The organism is Mycobacterium sp. URHB0044, assembly GCF_000620625.1.
GTDB lineage: Bacteria > Actinomycetota > Actinomycetes > Mycobacteriales > Mycobacteriaceae > Mycobacterium.
On sequence record NZ_JIAW01000003.1, the window covers coordinates 39,557 to 53,161 of the forward strand.

The 13,605-nt window shown below is 68.8% G+C and carries 12 protein-coding genes; 5 read left to right on the forward strand and 7 right to left on the reverse strand.

The features are described 5' to 3' along the window. The first annotated feature begins 39 nt into the window (after positions 1-39). Positions 40-486, forward strand: a complete 447-nt coding sequence (locus tag N536_RS0106980; protein WP_029112960.1) for a cupin domain-containing protein — start codon at positions 40-42, stop codon at positions 484-486. On the opposite strand, the gene N536_RS0106985 is transcribed toward N536_RS0106980, so the two are convergent. Beyond that, positions 476-1,204 (reverse strand): 3-keto-5-aminohexanoate cleavage protein, encoded by a 729-nt coding sequence (locus tag N536_RS0106985; protein ID WP_029112961.1) that lies wholly within the window; start codon positions 1,202-1,204, stop codon positions 476-478. The genes N536_RS0106980 and N536_RS0106985 overlap by 11 nt on opposite strands. A 51-nt stretch (positions 1,205-1,255) precedes the next feature. Here N536_RS0106985 and N536_RS0106990 point away from each other — a divergent pair, with 51 nt between their 5' ends. Further along, positions 1,256-2,947, forward strand: a complete 1,692-nt coding sequence (locus N536_RS0106990) for an NAD-binding protein (RefSeq protein WP_029112962.1) — start codon at positions 1,256-1,258, stop codon at positions 2,945-2,947. Here N536_RS0106990 and N536_RS37625 read toward each other — a convergent pair. Continuing rightward, positions 2,944-3,657: a FadR/GntR family transcriptional regulator gene (locus N536_RS37625; protein WP_051574301.1), complete on the reverse strand. Its 714-nt coding sequence runs from the start codon at positions 3,655-3,657 to the stop codon at positions 2,944-2,946. The two genes, N536_RS0106990 and N536_RS37625, sit on opposite strands and share 4 nt — an antisense overlap. Before the next feature lie 86 nt (positions 3,658-3,743). Between N536_RS37625 and N536_RS0107000 the strand changes: the two genes are divergently transcribed. Genes N536_RS0107000 through N536_RS0107010 form a run of 3 tightly spaced genes read left to right on the forward strand, consistent with a single transcriptional unit; the run spans position 3,744 to position 6,573 of the window. Then, positions 3,744-4,499, forward strand: coding sequence for a (Fe-S)-binding protein (locus N536_RS0107000; protein WP_029112963.1), 756 nt, complete (start codon positions 3,744-3,746; stop codon positions 4,497-4,499). Further along, positions 4,496-5,959 carry a LutB/LldF family L-lactate oxidation iron-sulfur protein gene (locus N536_RS0107005; RefSeq protein ID WP_029112964.1) on the forward strand — a complete coding sequence of 488 codons (1,464 nt, stop codon included), beginning with the start codon at positions 4,496-4,498 and terminating at the stop codon, positions 5,957-5,959. The genes N536_RS0107000 and N536_RS0107005 overlap by 4 nt, the downstream gene beginning before the upstream one ends. Beyond that, on the forward strand, positions 5,956-6,573 hold the full coding sequence (locus N536_RS0107010; RefSeq protein WP_029112965.1) for a lactate utilization protein C: 618 nt from the start codon (positions 5,956-5,958) through the stop codon (positions 6,571-6,573). Before N536_RS0107005 ends, N536_RS0107010 begins: the two co-directional genes overlap by 4 nt. Before the next feature lie 63 nt (positions 6,574-6,636). Here N536_RS0107010 and N536_RS0107015 read toward each other — a convergent pair whose 3' ends face one another. The 5 genes from N536_RS0107015 to N536_RS0107035 are packed head-to-tail and all read right to left on the reverse strand — an operon-like array spanning position 6,637 to position 13,594. Next, positions 6,637-7,644 carry a LacI family DNA-binding transcriptional regulator gene (locus tag N536_RS0107015; RefSeq protein WP_029112966.1) on the reverse strand — a complete coding sequence of 336 codons (1,008 nt, stop codon included), beginning with the start codon at positions 7,642-7,644 and terminating at the stop codon, positions 6,637-6,639. A 2-nt stretch (positions 7,645-7,646) separates the two neighbouring features. After that, a complete protein-coding gene (locus N536_RS0107020; RefSeq protein WP_029112967.1) occupies positions 7,647-9,080 on the reverse strand; it encodes a rhamnulokinase family protein in 1,434 nt (477 codons plus the stop codon). Next, positions 9,077-11,113, reverse strand: coding sequence for a bifunctional rhamnulose-1-phosphate aldolase/short-chain dehydrogenase (locus N536_RS0107025; protein WP_029112968.1), 2,037 nt, complete (start codon positions 11,111-11,113; stop codon positions 9,077-9,079). The genes N536_RS0107020 and N536_RS0107025 overlap by 4 nt, the downstream gene beginning before the upstream one ends. A 1-nt stretch (position 11,114) precedes the next feature. Next, positions 11,115-12,278, reverse strand: a complete 1,164-nt coding sequence (rhaI, locus tag N536_RS0107030) for an L-rhamnose isomerase (RefSeq protein WP_029112969.1) — start codon at positions 12,276-12,278, stop codon at positions 11,115-11,117. Continuing rightward, positions 12,275-13,594, reverse strand: a complete 1,320-nt coding sequence (locus tag N536_RS0107035; protein ID WP_029112970.1) for an MFS transporter — start codon at positions 13,592-13,594, stop codon at positions 12,275-12,277. Before N536_RS0107035 ends, rhaI begins: the two co-directional genes overlap by 4 nt. Positions 13,595-13,605 lie beyond the last annotated feature (11 nt).

The following is a 13,605-nucleotide window of genomic DNA, read 5'->3' on the forward strand; positions in this document are numbered from 1 at the left end:
CTATCGGGTTGAGGGGTCTGCGCGACGTAGGCTGAACCCATGACGGAGCTTCCCGGCTGGGCTCGCACACTGAACCTGGCACCGCATCCGGAGGGCGGTTGGTTCCGGGAGACGTGGCGCAGCGAGTTGACGGTCGCCCAGTCCGCCCTGCCGCCCGACTACACCGGTCCGCGCAACGCGGGGACGGCCATCCTGTTCCTGCTCATGCCCGGTCAGCAGTCGGCGTGGCACACCGTGCGCAGTGCCGAATTGTGGTTCTACCACCGAGGTAGCCCGTTGCAGTTGGAGGTCGGGCCCGAACAGGAGTCGGCCACAACGCTTTTGCTCGGCAGCGACATCGACGCGGGACAGTGCCCGCAGGCACTGGTACCGCCGGGACACTGGCAGCGGGCCCGCCCGCGAGACGACGAACCGACACTGGTGAGTTGTGTCGTGGTGCCCGGCTTCGACTTTGCCGACTTCGCGTTGGCTGCCCCTACCGATTGAACAGGCTCACCGCCGCCGAAACCAGCGCCGCATTGTCGGGCGCGACGGATCCGTCGGGAAGTTTGAGCGTGTCCTCCATGCCGATGCGCATCTGCAGGCCGCGGGTACCGGCGTGTTCCAGTAGGGGCCAACAACTCTCGTCGAGCCCGTGCAGTAGCACCGGGGCCGGCGAGCCGACGGCGAGGACCCGTTCGACCATGTCGTCGGCGACGGCGACGTCCGCGTCGGGCCCCAGCTCGATCATCGCCCGCATGCAGTGCTGCGCGAGGTCGGAGCGCGCCCACGACGCGACGGCTTCGGCGTGAAACAGACCGACCTCCACTCCGAGCCCCTTGTCCAGCAGCAGATGAGCGAGTTCCTCCGATCCCGGTTCGTGCCAGTTGAGCGACGCGAAGTCGGGCAGCACCGTCCAGGCGTCGACCGCGCGCAGCCGGGCATCGGCGTCGGGTAGCGCCCAAAACCCCGTCGTCACCCCCAGCGGTAGGCCGGGCACGGCGATGCGGACGGCCGCCACCGCGGCATCGACCGCGTCGCTCAGCAGCGAGTCGACGCCGTCGGCGGTCTTGGGGTGCATGTGCACCGCCTGAGCACCGGCCTGGTGAGCCTGGAGCGCCGCGGCGGCCAGTTGATCGGGCGTGACCGGCAGATTCGGATGCTGATCGGGGGTGCGCGCTCCGTTGATGCACGCCTTGACGTAGATGTTGGGACTGGTCGGCATGCACCCATCTTCGTCCCTCGTGGCGAAGGTTTCCGAAGTAGCGTGCTGCAGATGCAGGGGCACATCATCGTCTGTGGGGACGATCCGTTGGGATTGCGGATCATCGACGAGCTGCAGACCGCCGGCACCGACGTCACGATCGTCGACGGCGCCGAGCGGCTGGCGGATGCCGGCGTGACGAGCGCGACGGCCGTGATCTGCGCCGATGACGACGACGCCCTCAACCTCGAGGTGGCCCTGTTGGCCAGGCAACTGAATCCGACGGTTCGGGTGGTGGCCCGGCTGGCCAACGACGTGCTGCGGGAAGCGATGGCGGAGGGCAACGGGCCCGGCGCCATCCTCGACGTCGCCGATCTCGCGGCACCGTCGGTGGTGGAAGCGCTGTTGTCGCGCACCACCCACACGATCTCGGCCGCGGGCATCGAATTCGTCGTCTCCGGCACGCCAGCGCCCCGTGACGCCACTCTTCGCGAACTGTTCGGCGATCTCGCACCCGTTGCGGTCATCCGCGGCGAGCACTCGACGACGCCGGGTGAGGTGGTGGCCTGTCCTGGCCGCGACCTGACGGTCCAGGCCGGCGACTGGACGGCGATGATCGGTACCGCCGACGAGCTCGCTGCGCAGGGAATCGCAGTCGCGAAACCGAGCGCCAGGAAACACGTTCGGCGCTCGCTGCTGCGCAGGATGCTCAACGGGCTGCGGGCGCTGCGCGAGGACATCAACCCGCTGTTCTACCGCGCCCTCGGCGCCTCGATGACCCTGCTGGTCGGGGCGACCGTGCTGCTGCGCTACGCCTATCGGCACCCGCCGGGCATGGGCTGGATCGACGCGCTGTACTTCAGCACCGAGACGATCGCCACCGTCGGGTACGGCGACTTCAGCTTCATGGAACAGCCGACGTGGCTACGGATCTGGGGCATCGCACTCATGTTCGCCGGCGTCACCACCACGGCGATCCTGGTGGCGTTCATCGCCGATCTGCTGCTGTCGCGACGCATCGCGCAGTCCGCGGGGCGGCGACGCGTGCGCGACCTCCAACACCACGTCATCGTCGTCGGCCTCGGCTCGTTCGGCATTCGGGTGGTCAGCGACCTGAAGGCCGCCGGTTACGACGTGGCGGTCATCGAACGGGACGACGACAACCGCTACCTGTCTTCAGCGGCCCAACTGGACGTCCCGGTGATCTTCGGCGACGCCACGCTGCGGCAGACGCTGGCGTCGGCCCGCATCGACGAAGCGCGCGCGGTGGCGGTGCTGACGCAGGACGACACCGTCAACATCGAGACCGGGATCGTCCTGCACGAGATGTTGGTACCCCACGGGACGCCGCACGTCGACCGGCCCGAAGTGCCGGTGGTATTGCGGGTTTACGACCGGGCGCTGGGAGCCGCGGTGGCGCACCGGTTCCACTTCGGATTCGTGCGCTCCACAGTGGAATTGGCGACCCCGTGGTTCATCGGCGCCGCGATGGGGTTGCAGGTGTTCGGCACGTTCTCGGTGGGGCAAAGCTCGTTCATGGTCGGTGGCGTGCGGGTGCAACCGGGCAGCGAACTGGATGGGATGCGCATGGTCGAGCTGTCCACCCAGACCCGCGTCATCGCGATCACCACGGCGGGCGAACCGCCCCGCCTGCATCCGCGCCGCGACACACGACTGACGGCGGGCGATACCGCCTACCTGGTCGGGCCGTACCGGGAACTGCTGGACACGCTGCGCAAGGGGCAACGGCTGCCCGTCGCCTAGGACTGCCGCCCCGCCGGAAACTCATCGCCGTGCATCAGATCGAAGTATCCGCGGATGTGCGCCTGGACGAGTTCGGCTGCCTTCGCGCCGTGCCCGCGCCGCACGGCGACGAGGATGCCGCGGTGCTCGCTGCGCAGTCCGGTCGCGACCGTGGGCCAATCGTCGAGCAGAGGCACGCCGGCCATCACGTAGCCGTGGATCGAGTCGCGCAACGCGCCCATCATGGCCTCCACCACCAGGTTGCCCGCCAGGCCGACCATCGCGACGTGGAAGGCGGCGTCGAGCAGGAGGAACGCCTCGGGCTCGAGCGCCTGGTCGTCCATGGCGTCGAGGAGGTTCTGCACGTCTGTTAGGTCGGGGCGCGGTGACCGCTGGGCGGCCTGGGCCAGTGCCCAGGTCTCCAAGAGGATCCGGGTATCGACGAGGTCCGGAATGGGCAGGTGCCTGGTCGCCACGTGCAGGCGCAGCGCCGATCCGAGCGAGGTGGTCGGGTCGGCGACGACGATCGCGCCGGATTCCGGGCCGGAGCCCACCGAGGTGCGGACGACGCCCATCGCCTCGAGGACGCGCATCGCCTCGCGCACCGAGGAGCGGCCCACGGAGAGATCCTCGGCCAGGACGCGCTCCCCGGGCAGCCGGTCACCCACCGCCAGCGCCCCGTCGGACAGGCTCTGCTCGATCCATTCCAGGACCAGCTCGTGCGCGCGCATGGGTGAACAATAGCGACCGATGGTGGTGTGGTCGGACCACACGACGTACTGTGGTCAGACCACAGCCCGCAATTCCCGGAGTACCCATGCGTATCGCCCTGTTCGCGACCTGCCTGGCCGACGCGATGTTTCCGCAGGCGGCCATAGCCACCGTCAACCTCCTCGAACGTCTCGGCCACGAGGTCGTCTTCCCCGACGGGCAGACCTGTTGCGGCCAAATGCACGTCAACACCGGATATCTCAGCGAGGCAACCGGTCTGGTCTGTCACCACGTCGACGTGTTCGAACGGTCGGGGTGCGACGTGGTGGTCGCGCCGTCGGGGTCGTGCGTCGGCTCGGTGCGCCACCAGCACGCGATGGTCGCCCGTCGCGCGGGTGACGAGAAGCTCGCGGCGCGCGCCGAACGGATCGCCGCGCGCACGTACGAGCTGTCCGAACTGCTGATCGACGTCCTCGACGTCCGCGACGTGGGTGCCTACTACCCACACCGCGTCACCTACCACCCGACGTGTCATTCGCTGCGGATGCTGCGCGTCGGCGACAAACCCCTTGAGCTGCTGCGCCAGGTGCGCGGGATGACACTCGTCGAGTTGCCCGCCGCCGACACCTGTTGCGGCTTCGGGGGCACCTTCGCGATCAAGAACTCCGACACCTCGACCGCCATGCTCGCCGACAAGATGGCCAACGTCATCGAGACCGGCGCCGAGGTGTGCAGCGCCGGTGACTCGTCATGCCTGATGCACATCGGCGGTGGGCTGAGCCGCATCCGGTCCGGGGTGCGCACCGTGCACCTCGCCGAGATCTTGGCCTCCACCGACGACGCTCCGGTGGCCGCGCGGTGAGTACCTTCCTCGGCACGCCCGGTACCGGCAACCTGCGTGGCGACGAGTCGTTTCCGCGGGCCGCGCGCACGGCGTTGCGCAACACTCAGATGCGCCGCAACGTCGGCCACGCGACGCGCACCATCCGCGCCAAACGCCTTACCGCCGTTGGCGAATGCACGGACTGGGAAGAACTGCGGGCCGCCGGTAGCGCGCTGAAGGCCGACGTGATGGCCCGGCTGCCGGAACTGCTGGAGCAGCTCGAGCGCAACGTCACCGCCCGCGGCGGCGTCGTGCACTGGGCCCGTGACGCCGACGAGGCGAACCGGATCATCACCGGGCTGATCCGCGATGCGGGCGCCGACGAGGTGGTGAAGGTCAAGTCGATGGCCACGCAGGAGATCGGGCTCAACGAGCACCTCGAAGCCGAGGGCATCGCGGCCGTCGAGACCGATCTCGCCGAGCTGATCGTGCAACTCGGACACGACAAGCCCAGCCACATCCTGGTCCCCGCGATCCACCGCAACCGCGCCGAGATCCGCGAGATCTTCCTTCGCGAAATGCCCGACGCCGGTGAGCTGACCGACGAGCCGCGCGTGCTGGCGATGGCCGCCCGTACGCACCTGCGCCGAAAGTTCCTGTCCGCCAAGGTCGCGATCAGCGGCGCGAACTTCGGTGTCGCGGAGACCGGGACGCTGGCGGTGGTGGAGTCCGAGGGCAACGGCCGGATGTGCCTGACCCTGCCGCGAACGCTGATCACGGTGATGGGCATCGAGAAGGTGGTGCCGACCTTCCGCGACCTCGAGGTGTTCATGCAACTGCTGCCGCGCTCGTCGACGGCAGAGCGGATGAACCCGTACACCTCGATGTGGTCCGGGGTGCATCCCGGCGACGGACCGCAGGAATTCCACCTCGTCTTGCTCGACAACGGCCGCACCGCGGTCCTCGGCGACGAGGTGGGACGCGCTGCGCTGCACTGCATTCGGTGCAGTGCCTGCCTGAACGTGTGCCCGGTGTACGAACGCACCGGCGGGCACGCCTACGGCTCGGTCTACCCAGGACCCATCGGTGCGATTCTGTCGCCGCAACTCACCGGGACGACCGGCCACGACGATCCGAACGCCTCACTCCCGTACGCGTCGTCGCTGTGCGGCGCGTGTTTCGACGCCTGCCCGGTACGCATCGACATCCCGTCCATCCTGGTGCATCTGCGGGGGAAGCAGGTGGACTCCGAACGCGGCGGGTTGCCGAGCGGTCAGGACGTCGCGATGAAGACGGCGGCGTGGGCCATGGCATCGCCGCGGCGCTTCGCCCTCGCCGAGAAGGCGCTGTCGGCGGGCCGCGCGGTCTCGAACTCCGATCACCGCATCACGATGTTGCCGTGGCCGGGGTCAAAGTGGACCGCCAGCCGCGACGTGCCGGAACCGCCGAAGGAGACGTTCCGGCAGTGGTGGACGCGGACCCACGGAGGTACGCAATGAACGCGAAAGCCGTGATGCTGGACCGGATCCGGTCGGCGCTGGCGTCCGCACCGCCCGACCCGGTCGTGGTGCCGCGGGACTACGAGCGCTCGCCGCTGCGGGGACGTGGTGACGTCGACCGGTTTGCCGAGACCGTCGACGACTACCGCGCTCAGGTGTTGCGGGTCGAGGCCTCTGCGATCGCCGCGACCGTGCTGTCGTTGGTGCCGTCTGGCGGTCGCGTCGTGGTGCCCGCCGACCTACCCCCGGAGTGGGTGGCCGGCGCCGACGTGCTGGTCGACGAACCCGGCGCACCGCTGCCGGTCGACCGCCTGGACGCCGTCGATGCCGTCGTGACGGGCTGCGCGGTCGGCATCGCCGTCACCGGCACCATCGTGCTGGATTGCGGTGTCGCGCAGGGGCGTCGGGCGTTGACCCTGGTACCCGACCATCACATCTGCGTGGTCTTCACCGATCAGATCGTCGACACCGTGCCGCAGGGATTCGCCGCGCTCGACCCGGCGCGACCGCTGACCTTCATCTCCGGGCCGAGCGCCACCAGCGACATCGAACTCAACCGCGTCGAGGGCGTGCACGGCCCGCGGACTCTCGACGTGCTGATCGTCGAGCGTTAGGCCAAATCCCCGCGCCGAGTGTGCGCATGTGTGCGAATAAATCGCGAAACATCGCACATATCTTCACTTTCGAGGCGCCGTGGATGCCCTAACGACTAGCTCGGGCTGGAACACCACGTGCTCGGGGACGTGACCGTCCGAGTCGTCGGCGGCGGCGACCAGCAGGTCGATCGCCGTCGCGCCGATGGCCGCCGTGGGTTGGCGCACCGAGCTGAGCGGGACTACAGCCGAGGAGGCGAAGGCGATGTCGTCGTACCCGATCAGCGCGATGTCGTCGGGCACCCGCACCGTCTCACCACCACTCAGGGTGAGCGCCTGCAGCACGCCGATCGCGAGAAGATCGTTGGCGCAGAACACCGCGTCCGGCCGGTCGCGGGGCGCCCGCTCGCGCAGCCGCTCCCCTGCTGCCCGGCCCTCGAGCACCGTCAGCGCTGGCGTCTCGATCACCTCGAGGTGGGCGCCCGCCACTTCCGCGATGGCGTCCCGGGCCCCTTGGAGGCGGTCGTCGACCTGCCGCAGCCCCGCGGGCCCGCCGGCGAAGGCGATCCTGCGGCGCCCGGTGGCCAGCAGGTGGCCGACGGCCAGCCGGCCACCCGCGGCGTCGTCGACCGCGACGGAGTCGAACGACGTGCCGCGCCCGTCCCTGTCGACAAGGACGACGGGTGTCCCCCGGCCGCGCAGCATCGAGAGCCTGCTCAGGTCGTCACCGATCGGCGACACCAGTAGCCCGAACACCCGTTGTTCATCGAAGGCGTCGATGTAGGCGCGTTCGCGTCGAGCGTCCTCGTCGCTGGTGCTCAGCAGCAGCGTCAGGTCGTGGTCAGCGGCCCGGTGCTCGGCGGCCCTGGCGACGTCGGTGAAGAAGGGGTTGCCGACGTCGAGCACCACCAGCCCGACGCTGCGGGACCGGCCTGCCTTGAGTTGGCGGGCGGCGTCGTTGCGGACGAATCCGAGCTCGTCGATCGCGGCATGCACCCTGGCCACGGTTGCGGGTGCCACCTTGTCGGGCGAGTTGAGCACGTTGGACACCGTGCCGACGGAGACGGCGGCTGTCGCCGCCACCTCCCGCATGCTCACCACGACACCATTGCACCAGACGGTAGATAGCGGATGGGCGGAAACCGGTTGGCGACCAGTGCCCGCAGGGATTCCAGGTCCCCACTGACGAGTTGGCGGGCGCGGGCGGTCAGCAGCACGTTGCCGACGGCGGTGGCCTCCACGGGTCCGGCCAGTAGCGGGAGGCCGAGCCGGTCGGCGGTCAGTTGGCACAGCAGCTCGTTCTGCGATCCGCCGCCGACGATGTGCACCATCCGAACGTCGACGCCGGACAGTTCGGCGGCGACCGACACGGCCGACGCGAACGCCACCGCCAGGCTCTCGACGATGGCCCGGACCATGGCGGCGCGGCCCTGCGGCGCGGGCAGGCCCCGCTCGCGGTACCAGGATGCGATGCGCCCCGGCATGTCCCCCGGCGGTAGGAACCGCGGATCGTCGGTGTCGAATACTTGCGTAGGTGGGGGCAGCGTGGCCGCCTCGTGCAGCAGCTGGGTGAGTTCGGCGGGGACGCCGTCGCGTTCGTACTGACGCATCGTCTCGCTGAGCAGCCAGGTGCCCATGACGTTGCGCAGGAAGCGAATCCGGCCCTCCACGCCGACTTCGTTGGTGAAGTTGGCGTCGCGGCTGGCGTCGGTGACCACGGGCGCCGCGAGCTCGAGACCCACCAAACCCCAGGTGCCACAGGAGATGTAGGCCGCCCGATCCGGCTGCATCGGGATGGCCGCCACCGCGGAGGCAGTGTCGTGCGAGGCCACGGACACCACTTCGACGTGGTCGCCGAGACCGAGCCCTGGCAGAGCCGGGCCGAGCGTGCTGCCCGGTTCGACGATGTCGCAGAACAACGTTTCGGGGATGCCAAGCCGGCGCATCAGGTCGCGATCCCAGGCGCCGTCGACGCCCAGTAGCGCGGTGGTGGATGCGTTCGTCCGCTCCGCGGCCAGTCGACCGGTCAGCCAGTAGTTGACGAGGTCGGGCACCAGCAGCAGCCGGTCGGCTTGATCGAGCAGCCCGTCGGCCTTCTCGGCAGCGAGCTGGTAGACGGTGTTGAAGGGAAGGAACTGGATACCGTTGCGCCGGTATAGCTCAGCGGCGCCGACCTCGGCGTGCACCAGGTCGACGCCCATCGCGGTGCGGGCATCCCGGTAGTGGTGTGGCTGGCCGAGCAGCCTGCCGTCGCGCAACAACCCGTAGTCGACGGCCCACGAGTCGACACCGATGCCGACGAGATCGTCCGACTGCTTCGCCGCGGCCGACAGCCCCGACCGAATCTGCGAGTACAAGCCGGGCAGGTTCCAGTGCATTGCGTGGCGGGTGCCGTTCCACAGCTCCACCGGATCGTTGGGAAACCGTGCTACCGCGCGCATCTCGAAGTGCCGTGGCCCGACGTCGGCGAGCATGACCCGGCCGCTGGTGGCGCCGAGGTCGACTGCCGCGACTTGCCCGACGCTCATCGCAAGAAGGCGGCGGCCACACCCGCGTCGACCGGGACGTGCAACCCGGTGGTGTGCGAGAAGTCCGACGTGCACAGTGCGAACGCGGCATTGGCGACGTGCTCGGGCAGCACCTCGCGCTTGAGCAGGGTGCGCTGTGCGTAGTACTGACCGAGGTCCTCTTCGGCCACCCCGTAGACCGCCGCCCGCTTGGCGCCCCAGCCGCCGGCGAAGATGCCCGACCCGCGGACCACGCCGTCGGGGTTGATGCCGTTGACCTTGATGCCGTGTTCGCCGAGTTCGGCTGCGAGCAGCCGGACCTGGTGTGCCTGATCGGCTTTCGTCGCGGAGTAGGCGATGTTGTTGGGTCCGGCGAACACCGAGTTCTTCGAAGAGATGTAGATGATGTCGCCGCCGAGGCCCTGGTCGATCAGGGCCCGTGCGGCGGCCTTCGACACCAGGAACGAGCCGCGCGCCATGACGTTGTGTTGCAGGTCCCAGTCCGCGGCGGTGGTGTCCAGCAACGACTTCGACAGCGACAGTCCGGCGTTGTTGACCACGATGTCGATGCCGCCGAACGCCAGTACGGTTGCGTCGATGGCCGCCTGCACTGCCGTTTCGTCGGTGACGTCGGCGGTGATGCCGAACGCCACGTCGCTGCTGCCGATTTCTTCCGCTGCAGTCCTTGCCTTTTCGGCGTCCAAGTCCGCGATCACCACGCAGGCGCCCTCGGCGGCAAGCCGGGTGGCGATGGCCTTGCCGATGCCCGACGCCGCTCCGGTCACGAGCGCGATCCTGGTGGCCAGCGGTTTGGGCTTGGGCATCCGTGCGAGTTTGGCTTCCTCAAGTGCCCAGTACTCGATGCGGAACTTCTCCGACTCGTCGATGGGCGCATACGTCGAGATCGCCTCGGCGCCGCGCATCACGTTGATGGCGTTGAGGTAGAACTCGCCGGCCACCCGGGCGGTCTGCTTGTCCTTGCCGTAGCTGAACATTCCGACGCCGGGGATCAGCACGATGGCGGGGTCGCCTCCGCGAATGGCGGGGCTGTCGGGGGTGGCGTGCCGGTCGTAGTACGCCTGGTAGTCGGCGCGGTAGGCCTGGTGCAGTTCGGCCAGCCGGGTGCGGCAGTCCTCGATCGACGCGTCGGCGGGCAGATCCAACACCATCGGCTTGACCTTGGTGCGCAGGAAGTGGTCGGGGCAGCTGGTGCCCAGCGCGGCAAGCCTGGGATGCTCACTGGCGCCGAGGAATTCGAGCACCCGCGGGTCGTCGGTGAAGTGGCCGACCTGCGGCCTGTCGGCCGAAGCCAGACCACGGATGAACGGTGCAAGCGCGGCGGCCTTGGCGCGGCGCTCGGCATCCGGCAGCGGGCCGTAACCGGTCATCGGCGTCCCGAACGGATACGCGCGTCCGTTCTCGGCGATGTACCGCTCGGCGGTCTCGATGATCTCGAGCGACCGCGCCTCCGCCTCTGCCGAGGTGTCTCCCCAGGCGGTGATGCCGTGGCCGCCGAGGATCGTGCCGATGGCCTGCGGGTTCTGCCGCTTGATCTCGGCGATGTCCAGCCCCAGTTGAAAGCCGGGCCGACGCCACGGCACCCACACCACGCGGTCGCCGAAGATCTGCTTGGTCAGTGCTTCGCCGTCGGCGGCAGTGGCAAGCGCGATGCCGGAATCGGGGTGCAGATGGTCGACGTGGGCGGCGTCGACCAAGCCATGCATGGCGGTATCGATCGACGGTGCCGCACCGCCGCGACCGTGCAGGCAGTAGTCGAACGCGGTGACCATCTCGTCTTCGCGGTCCACGCCGGGATAGACGTCGACGAGCGCGCGCATCCGGTCCAGCCGCAACACGGCCAGCCCGTTCTCGGTCAGCGTGCCGAGGTCGCCACCGGAACCCTTGACCCACAACAGTTCCACCGGCTTGCCGGTGGCGGGGTCGATCTCGCTGCCCTTGGCCGAGGTGTTGCCGCCTGCGTAGTTGGTGTTCTTGGGATCGGAGCCCAGCCGGTTCGAGCGGGCCAGCAGTTCGGTGACGGTGCCGTTGGTCATGTCATGCTCCCCACGATGATTGGGTGCCGCCGATGCGTTCGGCATTGATGGTCTCCTGGTAACCCGATGCGGCGAAGGCGGCCATCGGGTCGGCGGGCAGTCCGCGGTCGGTCCGCCACTCGGCGAGCGCGGGACGGACGTCGGTGTAGAACGCGTCCATCACGATGCCGTTGGCGCCCAGCACGTCCCCGATTTCCTGCGCGGCCGCCAGCGCGTCGACGTCGACGAGCAGTGCCCGCGCGGTCATCTCCTGCACGTTGAGGACCGAACGGATCTGGCCCGGGATCTTCTCCTCGACGTTGTGGCATTGGTCGAGCATCAGCGCCAGACCCGAGCCGGGCTCCAGTCCGCCGCCGCGGATGACTTCCACCATGATGCGGAACAACTGGAACGGGTCGGCGGCACCGACGATGAGGTCATCGTCGGCGTAGAAGCGGGAGTTGAAGTCGAACGAGCCGAGCTTTCCCAGCCGGAGCAGCTGGGCCACGATGAACTCGATGTTGGTGCCCGGCGCGTGGTGGCCGGTATCCAGGCAGACCGTGGCCCGCTCACCCAGTGCGCTCACGTGCGCGAACGCCGTGCCCCAGTCCGGCACGTCGGTCATGTACATCGCCGGTTCGAAGAACTTGTACTCCAACACCATTCGCCGGCCCTCGCCGATGTGCTGGTAGATCGTCGCCAGCGAGTCGGCCAGCCGGTCCTGGCGTCCGCGGATGTCGCCCTGGCCCGGGTAGTTGGTGCCGTCGGCCAGCCAGATCTTGAGGTCGCGCGAACCCGTCTCCTCCATGATCTCGATACAGGCGAGGTGGTGGTCGATGGCCTTCTGCCGCACCGTCTTATCGGTGTGGGTGAGGCTGCCGAACTTGTAGTCGTCGTCCTGGAAGGTGTTGGAGTTGATGGTGCCCAGCGCGACACCGTGCTCTGCCGCGTAGGCGCCGAGGGCGGCGTAGTCGTCGACCGCGTCCCACGGAATGTGCAGCGCGACAGTGGGAGCGAGGCCGGTCAGCCGGTGCACCATGGCGGCGTCGGCGATCTTCTCGCGAACGCTGCGCGGTGTGCCCGGCGAGCCGAACACCTTGAACCGGGTGCCCGAGTTGCCGAAGGCCCACGACGGCAGTTCGATGGCGAGGTTGTCGAATACCGGTCCGGCGAAGTCCGCCGTCATCGCGACACCGCCTCGGTCGTGACCGTCGTCTCCTCGACGGGTGCGCCGTAGCGCTCGACCTCGATCTGCTTGAGCGTCTTGCCCTGCGTGCGCGGTGCCCAGATGGCGCCGATCACCAGCGCGACCGTCAGCAGGCCGACGAGCAGCAGGCCGACCCCGGTCAGCCCCGTGACCGCCAGCAGCGTCGGGAAGAAATAGCTGAGCAGGCCGGTGACGGTCCGCACGACGAAGAACATCACGCCCTGCGCGCTGGCCCGGTAGGGCGTGGCGAACAGCTCGCTGGCCCAGAGGCTGTAGAACGCTTGGGCGCCAATGCCCGACGAGATGCCCCACAGCACGGCGAACACGAGCATCGTCGGCATGCCGCTGTCGGTGAAGGCGACCAACACGATCCAGCCGATGATGCCCAGCGCGGCGCCGCCGACGTAGAGCAGCCGCTGCGACACCCGATCGGCGAACTTCATGAAGCCGAAGTAGGTGGCCGCGACGGTGCATCCCCACACCAGCACCTGCAGCAGATTCTGCTGAACGGCGCTGTGCAGACCCGCGGCGTCGTACACCCGCGGCATGAAGATGCCGGCCTGACCGGCGACGGTATTCCAGAACAGGTAGATGCCGCCAAGGAACAGCAGCGCGGCGATGTTGACCTTGCGGGAGAACAGTCCGCGGATGCCCCGTACGCCGACGGCGGATGCGACGGAAGCGGTTTCGTGCTGTCCCTCGTCCTGCCAGATCTGCGACTCGGCAAGGCCCTGTCGGATCCACCACACGACGCCGGCGACCACGAACAGGTGCAGGAAGATCAGCCGGGACCCGAACAGGCCGAGCGGGGCGAGCGCGGCGGCGAGGGCGAACCCGATCAGCGGGCCCGTCGACCAGGCCAGCTGCGCGGTGCCGACGTGCTTGGCGCGCTGCACCGACGGAGCCTGCTCGGCGATGTAGGTCCACGAGGCCGGCACCCCGGCGCCGACCGCGATGCCGGTGACGATGAACGCGATCAGCAGCATGGTGAAGTTCAGCGCGAACGCGGCGATCAGCACGCCGACCATGTAGACCAGCAGGTCGTAGGTGTAGATCGCCTTGCGGCCGAAGCGGTCGCACAGCGGACCGCCGAGGACCGCGCCGATGGCTGCACCGAATGCGTTGGCGGACAAGGCCGCGAGCAGACCGACGGCGAAGTTGCTGATGCCGAACGCGTCCTGCCAGAAGCCGAGGCTGGTGGCGATTGCGATGATGGATCCGGCCTCGATGTAGTTGGACATCGCGACCGAGATCGTTGCCTTCCAGCCGGTGGTGGAGCGGGCTCCTACGCGCATCTTCATGGGTC